Below are 15,311 nucleotides of genomic sequence, written 5' to 3'. Positions count from 1 at the left end.
ATGTAAGCGATTGCCCGCAGAAAAAGCCTCGTCGTAAAGACGACCAAAGCCGTAAGAAAAATCCTTTCAGCCGCACCTTGAATGACAAATCCCGGACAAAAAAATGCCCGGCGAACCGGGCAGTTTTTTATCGCGCGTACTTACAGGTTGTAGCCGCGTTCGTTGTGTTGTGCCAGATCGAGGCCGACCGACTCTTCTTCCTCGGTTACGCGCAGACCCATGACGGCGTCCAGCACCTTGAGGATGATGAAAGTCACGATCGCGGTGTAGATCACCGTGAAGCCGACGCCTTTGATCTGAATCCAGACCTGCGCGCCGATGTCAGTCACGGTGCCGAAGCCGCCCAGTGCCGGTGCGGCAAACACACCGGTGAGGATCGCGCCGAGGATACCGCCGATACCGTGCACGCCGAAGGCATCCAGGGAGTCGTCATAGCCGAGTTTGCGTTTCAGGGTGGTGGCGCAGAAGAAGCACACCACGCCTGCGGCCAGACCGATCACCAGTGCACCCATCGGGCCTACAGTGCCAGCGGCCGGAGTGATCGCGACCAGACCGGCGACCACGCCCGAAGCAATCCCCAGTGCGCTTGGCTTGCCGTGGGTGACCCACTCGGCAAACATCCAGCCCAGTGCCGCAGCGGCGGTGGCGATCTGAGTAACCAGCATGGCCATACCGGCAGTGCCGTTGGCGGCAGCAGCGGAACCAGCGTTGAAGCCGAACCAGCCAACCCACAGCATCGCCGCGCCCATCAGGGTGTAGCCGAGGTTATGCGGAGCCATCGGTGTGGTCGGGAAGCCTTTGCGCTTGCCCAGTACCAGGCACGCGACCAGGCCGGCGATACCGGCGTTGATGTGCACCACGGTGCCGCCAGCAAAGTCGAGCACGCCCCAGTCCCACATCAGGCCGCCGTTACCGGACCAGACCATGTGCGCGATCGGTGCATAAACCAAAGTGAACCAGATGCCCATGAAAATCAGCATCGCGGAGAACTTCATGCGCTCGGCGAACGCACCGACGATCAGCGCCGGGGTGATGATCGCGAAGGTCATCTGGAAGGTGATGAACACCGCTTCAGGGAACAGCGCCGCCGGGCCGGTGATGCTCGAAGGCGTGACACCGGCGAGGAACGCCTTGCCCATGCCACCGAAGAACGAATTGAAGTTGACGACGCCCTGCTCCATGCCGGTGGTGTCGAAGGCAATGCTGTAGCCATAAATGACCCACAGGATGCTGATCAGACCGGTAATGGCGAAGCACTGCATCAGCACGGAAAGAATGTTTTTCGAGCGAACCATACCGCCGTAGAACAGCGCCAGGCCGGGGATGGTCATGAACAGCACGAGCGCTGTCGAGGTGAGCATCCAGGCGGTGTCGCCGGAATTGAGGACTGGCGCTGCCACTTCGTCTGCCGCCATGGCGATGCCGGGCATTACGATGGACAACAGGGCGCCTAGCCCTGCGAATTTACGCAGAGTCATATTGTTTTCTCCTGGGGCGTTGGGTTTGTGGCGGCGCTTAGATCGCGTCGGTATCGGTTTCGCCGGTACGGATGCGGATCGCCTGTTCCAGATTGACCACGAAGATCTTGCCGTCACCGATCTTGCCGGTGTTGGCCGCTTTGGTTATCGCCTCGATAACCCGATCCAGATCCTTGTCGTCGATGGCCACGTCGATTTTCACCTTGGGCAGAAAATCGACCACATATTCCGCGCCGCGATACAGCTCGGTGTGACCCTTCTGCCGGCCGAAGCCTTTGACTTCAGTAACGGTAATGCCCTGCACGCCGATTTCGGACAGCGACTCGCGCACGTCGTCCAACTTGAACGGCTTGATGATGGCAGTGACTAGCTTCATGAAACTCTCTCCCGAATTGGTGGACTTGCCCCAGGAAAACAAACCCGTCTCAAGTCTAAGCGCAGTGCCTGGCTTTGTAACGCATCGTTGACGCCAGCTAACCGCATCAGACGAAACTCCCCGCTTCGTCTGCCGCACTGCATTCGTCACAGCGACTGCATCAGTGCATGGGTCGAGGGTGACTAAGCAGAAACCTTGCCAGCTCGGCAAAAACCCTGCATTTCAATCTCTTGGCCCCTGTTGCACGCGCTCGGGCAGAAAAGCTTTTGCCGATACGCACAACAACGGTGCGCCACCGTCCGTCCCCCTGCGCGAAAAGCGTGCATCCGTGCAACGGGATTGACTATAGACACTGCGTGATACACTGCCGGCCATTGTTTCCAGGACATTTCCCATGCTCGCGCCCAAAGACTTCCTCGACGCCCTGAGCGGCACCGCCTCCCGCCTCTTCAACGGCGACACCCCGCTGCCGAAAGCCGAAATCGAAAGCCAGTTCAAAATGCTGCTGCAAAGTGCCTTCAGCAAACTTGATCTGGTCAGCCGGGAAGAGTTCGATAGTCAGATGGTAGTGCTGGCGCGTACTCGCGCCCGCCTCGAAAGCCTCGAAGCCAAGGTTGCCGAGATGGAAGCGAAGCTGACACCGCCCGCTGAATAATTCGCGTCCCCTGTAGGAGCTGCCGAAGGCTGCGATCTTTTGATCTTCAGCCCTTGAACCATCCCCGCAACGTCCTACAACCTTGATGACCGCCGTCCGATTGCGCCAAAAAACCCAGGTTTCTAAGCTCATCTGATGCTGAATGTTCAGCAGAGGGTTGGGCGACCCGGGCAGGGCCATGGTGGAAAAGGGCTTCGCGGATGCTGCAATCGCTATGAGCCCGCATGCCGGAGCTGGGCTCTGCGCAAATCGTAAGTCGACTGAAGATTCATCCAGAACTCAGGCGTAGTGTTGAGCTGAATGGCGAGGCTGATTGCCAGATCGGCGCAGATCCTGAGCTGGCATTTCACAAGCTCTTCGATCTCGCTTTCGGGCCATTTCGTGGGCATGGCCAGATCCATGACGGTCATGCTCAACGGCTCCATGAATTACTTATTCAGAACCTCGCCCGGATGAATCGGGCGCATACCATTGCGGTCCATTTTTCGCCTCCAGAGGCTGCATTGAGTGGCCAAACTGGAACATCCGACTCCCGGTACAAGACCTTCACACCCCTTTCGCCAGCGTCCTACAAATATTAGGGCATGGCCCTACAAACATCAGCGTCTGCGCCTGATTCCGTGAGCTCTTCGCTGTGATTAGGCTGGTGGCTTTCGCCTGCGCTGGTCGATCCTATTCGTCGAGTTCCAGGCGATACACATTGATCGCCAGACACTCTGGTTCTGGATCCCTCTTGTCTGATTTGCTCAAGCTCAAAGAAAACACGCTGGTTCAGCATCCAGATGGTGGTTACATCTTTGGCACGATCCCCGATATGCCAAAATTCGGCTTGCCAGGCGGGAAGATTTATCTGCGGGTAGGTATTCACCGTCGAGCGAATAGTGGTTTTGGCGTAGTGCACATTTGGGAAGCCCATAGTGCCGATTTGCTCAAGCATGGTTGCCAGACTGCCGATGGGGTAGCAGCGATTGTTGCGAAAATGATCGTCCCGGGGGCGCAAATCTATTGTGAGTTCAAAGAACAACGATGTGGAAACAGGGTCGCGGTACTGAGGACATCTATGGGAACACTGATTCTTGAACCGCGACACGAGCGCGCCACAGGATTTGGTTACTTCGTGGTGACTTGGTACCCGCAAAAACGTGCACATGGCACGTTAGTGGGGCAGATACCACGAGCACCACCAAATCAGAAATAAAAAAAGGCGTCCGATGGACGCCTTTTAAGTATTTTTTGAGGAGTAGTCGCAGCGATTCTTTAGCTCCTGGCTTTACGGCCTTGGGTTCAGAATCCGACAGGCTAGCCCGTCGTCACTACTTCAGAGAAACCAGCTTTCTCTGCTGCCAAAAATGCGGGGGAGCTTTTGCTGGTGCCCAGTCCCGACGAATGCGCAGTTGCAGTCCTCGAATGGGATGATCCTTCAATGCCGTGCGAGAGTCAACGCTCTAATTCAGGCAAGCAGTGACAGCCCATCGGGTCTGGATACGTCTTGTAAACCTCTATTTCAGCACCGAAACCCGGCTCAACTACCCTTCAAAAACCCGCAGGAAGCGGCTCCCCGATTCAGCTCAAGGAACGACCATGTCCCTCTCCATTGTCCACAGTCGCGCCCAGATTGGCGTGGAAGCCCCCGCTGTTACCGTCGAAGTCCATCTGGCCAACGGTCTGCCGTCGCTGACCATGGTCGGCCTGCCTGAAGCGGCGGTGAAGGAGAGCAAGGATCGCGTACGCAGCGCGATCATCAATTCCGGACTGCAATTTCCGGCGCGGCGGATCACCTTGAATCTGGCGCCGGCGGATCTGCCCAAGGATGGCGGACGCTTCGATCTGGCGATTGCCTTGGGGATTTTGTCGGCCAGTGTGCAGGTGCCCTGCCTGACCCTGGACGAGGTGGAATGTCTGGGTGAGTTGGCGCTGTCGGGTGCCGTGCGGCCGGTGCGTGGTGTGCTGCCGGCGGCACTGGCGGCGCGCAAGGCCGGGCGGGCGCTGGTGGTGCCTCGAGCGAATGCAGAAGAGGCGTGCCTGGCATCCGGGCTCAAGGTGTTTGCGGTCGATCATTTGCTGGAAGCGGTGGCGCATTTCAATGGGCACACGCCGGTCGAGCCTTACGTTTCCGATGGTTTGATGCACGCTGCCAAGCCCTATCCCGACCTCAACGAAGTGCAGGGTCAAACAGCCGCAAAGCGCGCACTGCTGATTGCCGCAGCGGGAGCTCACAATTTGTTAACATTGTGCTAGGTTACAAAACATTTGAATCCAAGTACCCATTACGATGACCAACAAAGCGTACAGCTACGTCCGATTCAGCAGCCCCGAACAAGCAAAGGGTGACAGCTACCGACGGCAGCGTGATGCGGCAGTTCAATACTGTGTTGATCACGGACTTGAGCTTGCTACGGCCAAAGAGTACACATTCCTCGACAAAGGCAAGAGTGCCTACAGCGGGCGTCACCTCGATGATGAAGGTCAGCTCAGACGCTTCCTTGATCTGGTCGAGAACGGCACCATCGAGCGTGGCTCTTACCTTCTGGTGGAAAGCCTCGACAGGCTGTCGCGGGAAAAGGTGAACACTGCATTACCCCGATTCATGGACCTCCTCAACCGAGGAATCCGAGTAGTCACGCTGGCAGATGAACGCCTATACACCGACGAGTTCAACGAACTTGATCTGATCATCTCCATCGTTCACATGTCCCGTGCCCACAACGAAAGCTCCATTAAGGGTGATCGTGTATCGGCAGCATGGTCCAACAAGAAAGCACTTGCTCGTTCAGAGAAGAAACCACTGGGAAAGGCATGCCCCTACTGGCTGACGCTTATCGATGACGCGTACATGCCGATTCCAGAACGTGTTGAAACCGTGAAGCTCATCTTCGACTTGGCGATACAGGGCTATGGCCAGGGTGTGATTCCCCGATTGCTCAACGAACGTGGCATCCCAGTCTTTGGTAGTCGTAATCGGAACCACTCTGGTGCGTGGGGTACAAGCAGCATATCCAAGCTTCTGGGAAACCGTGCCCTACTTGGCGAGTATCAGCCCACACATATAGTCGGAGGGAAACGAGTCAATGATGGCCAACCTGTAACTGGGTTCTTCCCGGTCGTGATTGAAGAATCTGTTTTCTATCAGGCACAAGCGGTTCGTGCTGAACGTCGCATTCACAAGACTGGCAAGCAATCCGAACGATTCAATGTGTTCCAAGGGATCATGAAGTGCCGGACCTGCGGCGATGCGATGCATCTTGTTAACAAGGGACGCCCTCCGAAAGGGGCAACCTACCTGCAATGTCACTCTGCCCGCAAAGGCGTATGCAAGAACGGTTATCTCCGAGTGGAACGTGCAGAACGTGTATTACGTGAGGTACTGGCGAAGGTGGATAGCCTGAGCCTCGTGCAAGCCAGTGAAGGTCAGACGATGAAAGAACTGGCTACCGTAGACGGCAAGATGCAGACCGTAAACGAACGACTAGCCACGGCTGTGACATTAATGACCGAAGCTCCATCCTCTGCGTTGGCGGTGCTGGTACAAAACCTCGAAAGCGAACAAGCAGCGCTGGGTGAAGAGCAACAACGGTTGAGGGAACTGCTGGCGGTGAATCAGGTGGTGTCCAAGAAGGACTTTTTCGCCCAACTAGACATCGTGTCATTCGAAGGCAGGCATGCTGCTAACCGACTCCTGAAGCGTCTTGGCATATTGATATTTGCGTCTGTCACCAGTAACCACAAGCTGCCTATGCAGATGTACACCGTGTCAGCAGAAGGCATCACCCAGTTCCAGATCATTCATTTCGAAAACTCGATGATGATGTTCGCCGCCCAGAAGAATATCGTCGACCTGAGGGTGCTACAGGGAGAAATTTCAGCCGAGCAAAGAGACGCTGCCATTCGCCTGATAGAACTCCTTAACAATCCATCCCTTATTGACTCCGAGGACGTTGTAAATCGGATCAAAGAAATGGACATCAGCAAGGTCAAAATCAGGTTCAAAGGCACTCTGCCAAAGTCGATAACTCGTACAAAGCAACAATAGCCGCCGAGCAGAACACCCTCAGGATGACCATACAAAGCCGCAGGAGAGCAGATACAGATAGGCAGTCCATTACCAGCCGTATTTATCTATCTCTGCCTATACAGCGCCACAGACGCCTTGGAAGCCATCCACCAACGTAGCCTGAGGACATCTCTAACTAACTGTGCCGTCCCGCCGTTTTTCGTACTTTGTGCAGGGTGGGGGTCGATCCAAACGTCAGCCAAACTAATAAGCTGAGCGCCCTCCATGAAATCACAGCTCGACACCTGAGGTGCTTGACAGGCGATGGCCGGGGTCAATAGAAAAGGTCCAAAGGGCACCACAAATAACCCTTGGCAGCCCCAGCAGACGCTCTGCTACGCCACACGGAAGCGAGCAATACAGAATGACCGAAGCCCAGGACCAAACCACAAGCCTTCTCTGTGGCGGGATGGAGGACACTGTAAAAGGTCGCTGGTCAGACGGATTCTTTCTTCATGGCTCGCTGTACCGTGCTTAGACTCACGCCAAGAGCCTTTGCAGTATCTCGGTATGACGATCCATTAGCGACGTGGGTACGGATGGCGTCTGCATTAGTGGTCTTCACTCCACCTTTGTACACACCTGCGTCTTTCGCCTTCTTGATGCCCTCTCGCTGACGCTCTCGAATCATCGAACGTTCGAACTCAGCAACCGCCCCCATCATCTGGAGCATCAAGTTTTGGTACTTGTCATCGGCCCCAGTAAACATAAGGCTCTCTTTGTGGAAGCGGACAGACACGCCCTTCTCATTCAAGGACTGAACCAGACTCAGCAGGTCTGACAGGCTACGTGCGAGACGGTCAATCGAGTGAACATGAACTGTATCGCCTTCCCGGACCGAATCCAGCATCACTAGAAGTTGTGGACGGTTAGTGTCCTTACCCGAGCATTTGTCGGTGTAAACCTTATCCAGTTGTACGCCATCAAGCTGACGGGCAATGTTCTGGTCTACTGAGCTGATCCGTACATATCCAACATCCATTTCCGCCACCTGTATTCATCTGGGTCTAGATGCTGCCATTATGCCCTTCAGACCAGCTGGAAACAACGCTGGGAGCCACGAAACTGTATTCACCCGACAAGCGGTCATCAGGGTGTACCCAGTTGAACACACCGCACTACGCTTGTCGCACCTGATTGATCGCATCGGTAATGGCTTGAGCGTTCAAGTCGAGAACTTGCAACGCTGATAAAGCATTTTCGGCGGCGATGGCTCCCCCTTGGTTGGAAATCCAATTGGCGAGTTCTTCCAAAGCGGCAGCGATGCCATGCTGGCTATAAAGCATCAACGTTAAAGCGTCAGCCATGGCTATTGCTTGATTCTGGGTGGTCATGGGCGGTCGTCCTTGAGAGGTGTGAGGGCGCCTAGTGCCACCCTCCCGGTGATGCTATTTACCCTTTGGCTTCGATGGCTTGTCGGTCTCCTTTACAGACTCCCTCGGATTCCGCTTCGCCTTTTCTCCACTGATGTACTCGCCGCTCACTGCATCACGATACCTAGTAGGCATATTCGCTCCTTAATAGCCAATCACCACGTTGGCGACACCGTCAAAGCTAGTTCAGGAAGCTCTTTCCGCAAGGTACTGAGGGAATAGTGCTTGTCGAAGAAAATGGTGGCTTGAAACGGATACCAGTAACAGCGATAGGAAACCTCTGGAGGAGAAGGCAACAAGTCATTTACGAAAAACACATACGTTCGCAAACTGCTTACCCAGTTCAGTGATATTGAAACCAGTTCGGACCAAATCGCATTTCAACTCTGGATCGGCCTCAATCTCTTGTTTAAGAGCAAGAATGCTTGGATGGCTCTCTAACTTGTCATAAAGATTGGGGGAGGTGTAGTGAATGCCGGTGCCAAGGTAATCTCCCAATCCCAAGCGGCAAAGATTATCAAGGTATGCTGGCGTCAGATTTACGAACTCGACCCCAGCCTCTTCGCCCAACAATGAAAAGTGAGCAAGCCTTACCCTCGAGCCCTTCGTAAATTCAGGATCAATTTTGTAAGACGCCCGAACATTGAGAAGGGGAAATGCACGGCCGGGAGCAAAGAGAGCAAGAATCTTCGCCTCATCTGGCGTTAGCTGCTTGATGATTTCAACGAAGGCTGGGTGAGCACCATTCGCAGTATTCTTGTCCATGGACGCAGCCAGCAAGTTCGCGTACATGTCACTCAGCGTCTCTTCATGACCTGTATATCTCAAGGCTTCTATAGCTGGACCAGCAACATTGGGCTTCGGTGTAATGATGTCTTCAGGTGGAACATCCTTGAGACGATCTGCCACCTTCGTGGATATGAAGTCTTGGCATTTCTCATAACCCCAAACTAACGCCCCGACAGGGGCAAGAGCAACGTTAATTGCCTTCCCTACAGTCTCAAGTGCTTTGCCTACTTGCTTCACAGCGGGCTGAGCCAGGTCCTGATAAATTGGAATGGCTTGTACCAGCCCCGTTACCGCCTCAACCGTTTCCTTGACCTTGTTATCCTCACCCATTACAGCTCCTCAACGTCATACACTACGGGACTGACAGAACGCCACACTGGCTGATACTCTAGCCCCCCTTCCGTCAAACCGCATCATTCAATTCAGCTAGACGCTGCTTATTGAGCAGTGTCCACCGATTGATCCCAGACTTGTCGAACAGCTTGGAAAGGTCATGTGGCTTGGCTTCTTCAATGACACTTGCCTGCTGGGACAGCCTCTCTGCTGACAGACGCCGACCAACAACATTCATCAACGCAGGGAACGTATTGTTTGCGATCTCCTGTAGGTCTTCCACCTTTGCTGTGGTGATGATGGAGAGAAATGCCTGATGGACAGCCCCCCTCTTGAGTGCTTGTACTCGAATCAGGAACGGTTGATCTGGACACCTTCTACGGAGTACCTGCTTGAATCTCACCATGTCATCAAGCAAGGCATGACTTTGTTCAGCATCTTTGTAAAAGATTGAATGCTGGTACGACCATTGGTAGCCACGAAGGACTGTCAGATACTTTCTCTTTGTCTTCTCTTCACTCGTCTCACTCACACACTAACCTCTCTACAGATGAACACACTCACACGGAGTCCCCCTCCTATACTTACGAATCCAACGTTCTTCTACATCACTGGCCAACAAATACTGGAGCCAGCGTCAACACTGGCGTGCGTTTAAGCGAAGGACGGCGAATCGGGGACCGATTTTGGTCACGATTATGCATTAGTAGTGCGGTAAAACTCAAACTGGATCGCAATCAGGCCTTTGCTAAACACCAGTCCCAGAAACATGGCCTCCCATGCCAATGAAGCGCCAGACAGCAGATTAATCCCATATGTTTTGTATGGGTTTTAGTGCAGTTTTAGAACAGTTTCAAAATGTTTGGTATCTATACACAACCTGCTAGTACTGCATCCTCCAGCAACAGAAAAATTAGGAGGTGCCTCGACCTAAAAATCGACACTGCCTTTTTCAGATAATTATGCGGCCGCGTGATTACTTTAACATTGCACATACAGAACAAGTGAATTTCTGTAAGCAAAGAGCACTGTCGCAATTCCGCCAGTACTCTCCAAGGCTCTTAACATTAACGTTAGCTGTATTTGCTACGAATCAACTTGTGAAGCTCTTCAATTCGCATCGTACTATCAAGTGAAGAAAGCTCTTTTTGGGTCCATGGCTTGAGACCAAAACCCAAAGCAGTTGACGTCGCCCCTCCCACAAAAATTTCGTCATGTACATCATCCGGTGGTGCCTCACCATCACTAGACAAATGAACATATTTTAAATGAGGCCAATACTCAGAGACTATTTTAAACACAGCCGCAACATAATTGCTGGAAACTCTCTTTCCAAGCCAGATGCTTTCGTGCTCGCTGAAATTAGAACTCCTAGAACCATCATCAACCCCACCATCATACAAATATGGCGTAATACCGATAGCATTAATCTTTTCTGCAAGCTTCTCACAGCCGCTCAAACTGGAAATATTAACCGTTCCATACCCCTGCAGTGGAGCCAATGGGATTTCATCTGCCGAGGCGGTGGAAGTTACAACTACCGAGGAAGCACGACTCTCAACCACGGTGCTGCTTTGGCCAAGGCGTAAGGCGGCTGCATATTTTCCTGTTGACCGTAACCACTGAGCGTACTCTTTACCATCCTGAAGGTGTGGCCGAAACTTTGTAAGCATTAAAGTTACACACCCTAATACCACCATTATCAAAATTGTTGAGCAAATCACTAGATAGCCAGCCGCCCACTCCGGCTTTTCAATCTTTATAGCAGCTGCGAGCAACACCCCTACCAACAGTACTAACATAGAAAACCAAGCGGCCATCAATTGAAACGGACTTGTTATTTTTTCTGGTATCAATTTTGTCCCGGACATCTACTTTCTCGTTATTAATAACATGACGAGCCATGGTAGATATCAACACGCCATCAGTCAAAGGCAAACATCACGCACGCCATGGCATACAGAACCAAAGCGATTATGTTTTGTAACCATTCACAACCTGTTGTTTAGCGGGCCACCGGGAACCGGCAAGACGCTGCTGGCCAGTCGTCTGCCGGGTTTGCTGCCGCCGCTTTCCGAATGCGAGGCGCTGGAAGTGGCAGCGATTCAATCGGTCGCCAGCGGGGTTCCCTTGACTCACTGGCCGCAGCGGCCGTTCAGGCAACCGCACCATTCGGCTTCAGGGCCGGCATTGGTCGGTGGCAGCTCGAAACCGCAACCCGGCGAGATCACCCTCGCCCACCACGGCGTGCTGTTTCTCGATGAGTTGCCGGAGTTTGATCGCAAGGTGTTGGAAGTTTTACGCGAGCCTTTGGAGTCGGGACATATCGTCATCGCGCGGGCCAAGGATCGCGTACGTTTCCCCGCGCGATTTCAATTGGTTGCCGCGATGAATCCGTGCCCCTGTGGATATCTTGGCGAACCCAGCGGCAAATGCTCGTGCACACCGGATATGGTCCAACGCTATCGCAACAAGTTGTCAGGGCCGCTGCTGGATCGTATCGATCTGCACCTGACCGTGGCGCGGGAGGCAACCGCGTTGAATCCGGCAGCCAAGCCCGGCGAAAACAGCGCCAGCGCTGCGGCTCTGGTGGCCGAGGCTCGCGAACGACAGCAGAAGCGTCAGGGCTGTGCCAATGCGTTTCTCGATCTGCCGGGGCTCAAGCGTCACTGCAAGTTATCCACAGCTGACGAGAAATGGCTGGAGGCGGCATGCGAGCGACTAATCCTGTCGCTGCGCTCGGCGCATCGCCTGCTCAAGGTCGCGCGCACACTGGCGGATCTTGAGCAGGCCGATGCGATTACCCGCGAGCATCTGGCCGAGGCACTGCAATACCGGCCGGCGACACCTTAATGCTCGGTCAGATCAACCAGCGGTGCCTGACGCACTTCGGTATCACGCCCGGCCTGAATCTCGGTCACGCGCTTCAAGGCGTTATCCACCGCAGCTTTATCCGCCAACAGGCTGTAGCTGATCTGGAACTGCTTGTGCTGTTTTGGGGCGATGGTCGGCACCAGATTCAACGGCCGCTGATAGCGACGGTTATAGGAAAAACTCGTCCCAGGCTCCAGCCCGGTGACGTAGCCCTGCCCCTGGGTGTCGGTGTTTTTCCACAGCGAGAACACCGGCAACTGCTCGGTGTTGAAGCCAACGGATACGCCGAGACTACCGGCCTTGTTGTGCAACACAGTCAAGGTGTCGCCCTTGGCGTCGGCGTAAGGCACGACGTTGTAGACGGTTTCGTCGTAATCCTTGGTTGGCCCGCGATAGGTCTGCCAGTCGGGCAGGTCACCCTTGGCCTTGTCGTTGAACGGCGATACCTGCTTCACCGGCGCAGCGAATTTTGCCCCTTGCTCAAGAAACGGCGTGCTGAAGTTGCTGTGATACAGCGCCTGATATTCCTTCGCATAGTCGCCGTTGTTGGTCAGGGTGTCGTTAAGGGCGAAGCTTGCGCTGCCCGGTTCGGTGACCAGTTCGGTCGCTACCGAGAAATCGACTTTCTTGAATGCCTGCTCTTTCAGCTCGCCACGCAGCGTGATGGCATACGGCGGCTTCTCGTCGATGTGCAAAGTGACGGTGCTGGCCGGGATGTTGGCGGCGCGACCGTGCAGGGTCAGCAGTTCGCCGTTGTCCATGCCGGGATGGCCAACCCACTCGTAACCGCAACGGGTGACCAGCTCATTGAAGCCTTCCAGCCAGCCCAGACCACCGCGACCGTTGAGTTCGATGAACGCTGGGTTGACCACGTCCTTGACCGGCGAATCCCAGCCCATGCGCACGTCGCCCACCGAAGCCTGCAACACGTTCATGCCACGGGTTGGCACCACCGAGAGTTTCATCGTGCCGTTATCGATGTCGACGATGCTGACGCCCTCCTGACGACCGCCATGCAGAGTACGCAAGGTCACGGAAAACGGTTTGGCGGTTTTTACACCGAGTTGCTCACTGGTGATCGTCCGGTTTTTTGCCGGAGTGTTGGCGTCGAGCAGGACATAGTCCCAGGCCATGGCATGAGAAGCGGCAGAGAATGCGCCGAGGGCGACGAGGAGTTTGAGCGGGGTCATGGCAGCAGCCTTTATTGGAGTTGTGCCATTTTTATAGCGCTGCGGAAACGTTTCAGCAAGTGCAAAGAAGCGGTGGGAGAAAAGCATTCGCGAGCAGGCTCGCTCCCACAGGGACATCGGGCCTTCACAATATTTGTGAATTACGCCGACTACTGTGGGAGCGAGCCTGCTCGCGATAGCTGTTTCAAAGATGCATCAACGGAAGCGATCAACCTCGGAACGCAGATCCGCCGCCAGCTTCTCCAGCTCTTTCGCGGTGACAGCCAGGTTCGACACCACCTCACGCTGCTCGCTGTTGGCCAAGGCGATGCTCTGCAAATTGCTGCTCAGCAACGTCGCAGTGCTGCTTTGTTCCTGAGTGGCGGTGGTGATCGCAGCAAACTGCTGGCCTGCCGAACGGCTCTGCTCGTCAATCCGCGCCAGCGCCGAGGCGACATTGGCGTTGCGCGACAGGCCTTCCTGCATCAGCACATTGCCCTGTTCCATGGTGCTGATGGCGTTGCCGGTTTCCTGTTGGATGCTGTGGATCATGCTGGAGATTTCGTCGGTCGCCTGACGGGTACGCGAGGCGAGGCTGCGCACTTCGTCCGCGACCACGGCAAAACCGCGACCTTGTTCACCGGCACGAGCGGCTTCGATGGCAGCGTTGAGCGCCAACAGGTTGGTCTGCTCGGCGATCGAGGTGATCACACCGACAATGCCGCCGATTTCCTGAGAACGCTGCCCCAGCGTGTTGATCACGCTGGCGGTGCTGTTCAGCGCACCGGCGATCTGCTCCAGCGACGACGACGCTTCTTCCATCGAGCTTCGGCCGATCTGGGTTTGCTGAGCGTTTTCCTGCGCCAGGCGCTGGGTCGCGCCCATGTTGTCGGCGATGTTCAACGACGTCGCGCTGAACTCTTCCACGGCGCCGGCCATGCTGGTGATTTCGCCCGACTGTTGCTCCATGCCTTCGTAAGCACCACCGGACAAACCGGACAGCGCCTGCGCACGGCTATTGACCTCTTCCGAAGCGCGGCGGATGTGCTCGACCATGGTCGACAGCGCCTGGCTCATCTGGTTGAACGCGCGGGACAGCTGCCCGATTTCATCGTGGCTCGATACGTTCAGACGCACGCTCAGATCACCAGCACCCAAGGCCTCAGCCTGACGCACCAGATCGCCCAACGGCGCGAGTTTGCTGCGCAGCAGCCAGACCACGGAACCGACCGCAAGCAACATCGCCAGCAGGCTGCCGATCGCCAGTTGCGTACCGACGCTCCAGGTCACCGCGCGGATCTCGGCTTTCGGCATGCTCGCCACCACCGACCACGGACCACCTTCAAACGGCACGGCGATGCTGTAGAAGTCCTCGCCCTTGTCGCTCCAGAACTCACCCTTGCCCGGGGTTTTCACCAGGTTGTTGATGGTCGGGGCGGCTTGATCCAGGTTTTCGACGCCGGCAATCGGCACCAGCCATTTGTTCTGCTCGTCGAGCAGGGCCAGCGAGCCGGTCTTGCCAATGCGGAAGCGCTTGAGATTGGCGAACTGCGCGTTCTGCGCGTCGGTGTAATCGAAACCTACGTACAACACGGCGATGATCTTGCCGCCCGCATCGCGCACCGGTGTGTACTGCGACATGTAGTAGCGCTCGAACAGCAGCGAGCGACCGACATAACTCTGCCCCGCCATCAACTTCGCGTAGGCCGGGTTGGCATGATCGAGCACGGTGCCGATGGCACGGGTGCCGTCCTGCTTGCTGACGTTGGTGCTGACGCGAATGAAGTCTTCGCCGCTGCGCACGAATACCGTGGCCACACCGGCGGTCATCTGCTTGAACTCGTCAACTTCCTTGAAGTTGTTGTTCAGCACTTCGTTGCCCAGATGCAGACCCGGGGTCTGCACGCCGGCCACGGTCACTGGCTGATCAGGGTGCACACTCAGGCCACTGCCGAAGCGTTTTTCGAACAGACCGCTCAGGCGCAAGGTGCTTTCGCGCAGCGTACCGTGGAAGGTACTCAGTTGATCGGCCAGCAGCCGGGCCTCACTGGCCAGATGCTCTTCACGGGTGGCGAGGTTGGCGGAATCCAGCGAACGCAAGGCGAACACCGTACTGCCGCTGATGACTATCGCCAGTATCACAGCAAGGGCAAGACCCAGCTGCGAGGCGATCCGAGCACGAGGTTGAGACATGAACAGCTCCTGGCCGAGCC

General features: G+C 55.4%; 13 protein-coding genes and 2 pseudogenes. 5 read left to right on the top strand and 10 right to left on the bottom strand.

Translation table 11 applies throughout. The features are described from left to right. Positions 1–140: 140 nt before the first annotated feature. Both AB4N48_RS25390 and glnK read right to left on the bottom strand, forming a co-directional pair. Positions 141–1,478, bottom strand: a complete 1,338-nt coding sequence (locus AB4N48_RS25390; protein ID WP_041476939.1) for an ammonium transporter — start codon at positions 1,476–1,478, stop codon at positions 141–143. Positions 1,479–1,515: 37 nt separating this feature from the next. Further along, positions 1,516–1,854, bottom strand: a complete 339-nt coding sequence (gene glnK / locus AB4N48_RS25385; RefSeq protein WP_002555808.1) for a P-II family nitrogen regulator — start codon at positions 1,852–1,854, stop codon at positions 1,516–1,518. 394 nt (positions 1,855–2,248) lie between these two features. On the opposite strand from glnK, the gene AB4N48_RS25380 reads away from it, so the two are divergent. Beyond that, on the top strand, positions 2,249–2,509 hold the full coding sequence (locus AB4N48_RS25380) for an accessory factor UbiK family protein (RefSeq protein WP_008086041.1): 261 nt from the start codon (positions 2,249–2,251) through the stop codon (positions 2,507–2,509). Between the two features lie 212 nt (positions 2,510–2,721). Here AB4N48_RS25380 and AB4N48_RS25375 read toward each other — a convergent pair whose 3' ends face one another. Beyond that, on the bottom strand, positions 2,722–2,919 hold the full coding sequence (locus AB4N48_RS25375; RefSeq protein ID WP_460143622.1) for a HigA family addiction module antitoxin: 198 nt from the start codon (positions 2,917–2,919) through the stop codon (positions 2,722–2,724). Between the two features lie 323 nt (positions 2,920–3,242). Between AB4N48_RS25375 and AB4N48_RS25370 the strand changes: the two genes are divergently transcribed. From AB4N48_RS25370 to AB4N48_RS25360, 3 genes and pseudogenes are all read left to right on the top strand, one after another. Continuing rightward, entirely contained in the window at positions 3,243–3,707 is a 465-nt protein-coding gene (locus tag AB4N48_RS25370; protein ID WP_082530345.1) for a hypothetical protein, read from the top strand. Positions 3,708–4,090: 383 nt separating this feature from the next. Beyond that, positions 4,091–4,735 (top strand): annotated as a pseudogene (locus AB4N48_RS25365) (magnesium chelatase domain-containing protein); the annotation flags it as partial. Between the two features lie 46 nt (positions 4,736–4,781). Beyond that, a complete protein-coding gene (locus AB4N48_RS25360; RefSeq protein ID WP_460094495.1) occupies positions 4,782–6,539 on the top strand; it encodes a recombinase family protein in 1,758 nt (585 codons plus the stop codon). A gap of 457 nt (positions 6,540–6,996) precedes the next feature. On the opposite strand, the gene AB4N48_RS25355 is transcribed toward AB4N48_RS25360, so the two are convergent. The 5 genes from AB4N48_RS25355 to AB4N48_RS25335 form a co-directional block, all read right to left on the bottom strand. Beyond that, positions 6,997–7,542 (bottom strand): recombinase family protein, encoded by a 546-nt coding sequence (locus AB4N48_RS25355; RefSeq protein ID WP_460094494.1) that lies wholly within the window; start codon positions 7,540–7,542, stop codon positions 6,997–6,999. Between the two features lie 136 nt (positions 7,543–7,678). Beyond that, positions 7,679–7,894 carry a hypothetical protein gene (locus AB4N48_RS25350; RefSeq protein ID WP_460094493.1) on the bottom strand — a complete coding sequence of 72 codons (216 nt, stop codon included), beginning with the start codon at positions 7,892–7,894 and terminating at the stop codon, positions 7,679–7,681. Positions 7,895–8,233: 339 nt separating this feature from the next. Then, entirely contained in the window at positions 8,234–9,052 is an 819-nt protein-coding gene (locus tag AB4N48_RS25345) for a DUF4393 domain-containing protein (protein WP_460094492.1), read from the bottom strand. 73 nt (positions 9,053–9,125) lie between these two features. Next, positions 9,126–9,587 (bottom strand): hypothetical protein, encoded by a 462-nt coding sequence (locus AB4N48_RS25340; RefSeq protein ID WP_460094491.1) that lies wholly within the window; start codon positions 9,585–9,587, stop codon positions 9,126–9,128. A 541-nt stretch (positions 9,588–10,128) separates the two neighbouring features. Beyond that, a complete protein-coding gene (locus AB4N48_RS25335; RefSeq protein WP_460094490.1) occupies positions 10,129–10,926 on the bottom strand; it encodes a hypothetical protein in 798 nt (265 codons plus the stop codon). A gap of 121 nt (positions 10,927–11,047) precedes the next feature. Between AB4N48_RS25335 and AB4N48_RS25330 the strand changes: the two are divergent. Then, positions 11,048–11,908: pseudogene (locus tag AB4N48_RS25330) on the top strand (YifB family Mg chelatase-like AAA ATPase); the annotation flags it as partial. On the opposite strand, the gene AB4N48_RS25325 reads toward AB4N48_RS25330, so the two are convergent. Further along, a complete protein-coding gene (locus tag AB4N48_RS25325; protein ID WP_150742921.1) occupies positions 11,905–13,119 on the bottom strand; it encodes an aldose 1-epimerase family protein in 1,215 nt (404 codons plus the stop codon). The pseudogene AB4N48_RS25330 and the gene AB4N48_RS25325 sit on opposite strands and share 4 nt — an antisense overlap. Before the next feature lie 195 nt (positions 13,120–13,314). Next, on the bottom strand, positions 13,315–15,291 hold the full coding sequence (locus tag AB4N48_RS25320) for a methyl-accepting chemotaxis protein (RefSeq protein WP_016772578.1): 1,977 nt from the start codon (positions 15,289–15,291) through the stop codon (positions 13,315–13,317). Between the last annotated feature and the right edge of the window lie 20 nt (positions 15,292–15,311).

The organism is Pseudomonas sp. S2_C11 (assembly GCF_054668395.1).
The sequence above is the reverse complement of the archived record's forward strand: the minus strand, read 5'-3'. Positions and strand labels throughout refer to the sequence as shown.

Excerpts from the sequence above, each read along its gene's own strand:
- AB4N48_RS25390 (WP_041476939.1), bottom strand. The coding sequence starts at position 1,478 with ATGACTCTGCGTAAATTCGCAGGGCTAGGCGCCCTGTTGTCCATCGTA.
- AB4N48_RS25335 (WP_460094490.1), bottom strand. The coding sequence starts at position 10,926 with ATGTCCGGGACAAAATTGATACCAGAAAAAATAACAAGTCCGTTTCAA.
- AB4N48_RS25345 (WP_460094492.1), bottom strand. The coding sequence starts at position 9,052 with ATGGGTGAGGATAACAAGGTCAAGGAAACGGTTGAGGCGGTAACGGGG.
- AB4N48_RS25320 (WP_016772578.1), bottom strand. The coding sequence starts at position 15,291 with ATGTCTCAACCTCGTGCTCGGATCGCCTCGCAGCTGGGTCTTGCCCTT.
- AB4N48_RS25355 (WP_460094494.1), bottom strand. The coding sequence starts at position 7,542 with ATGGATGTTGGATATGTACGGATCAGCTCAGTAGACCAGAACATTGCC.
- AB4N48_RS25350 (WP_460094493.1), bottom strand. The coding sequence starts at position 7,894 with ATGACCACCCAGAATCAAGCAATAGCCATGGCTGACGCTTTAACGTTG.
- AB4N48_RS25360 (WP_460094495.1), top strand. The coding sequence starts at position 4,782 with ATGACCAACAAAGCGTACAGCTACGTCCGATTCAGCAGCCCCGAACAA.
- AB4N48_RS25380 (WP_008086041.1), top strand. The coding sequence starts at position 2,249 with ATGCTCGCGCCCAAAGACTTCCTCGACGCCCTGAGCGGCACCGCCTCC.
- AB4N48_RS25375 (WP_460143622.1), bottom strand. The coding sequence starts at position 2,919 with ATGACCGTCATGGATCTGGCCATGCCCACGAAATGGCCCGAAAGCGAG.
- AB4N48_RS25325 (WP_150742921.1), bottom strand. The coding sequence starts at position 13,119 with ATGACCCCGCTCAAACTCCTCGTCGCCCTCGGCGCATTCTCTGCCGCT.
- glnK (WP_002555808.1), bottom strand. The coding sequence starts at position 1,854 with ATGAAGCTAGTCACTGCCATCATCAAGCCGTTCAAGTTGGACGACGTG.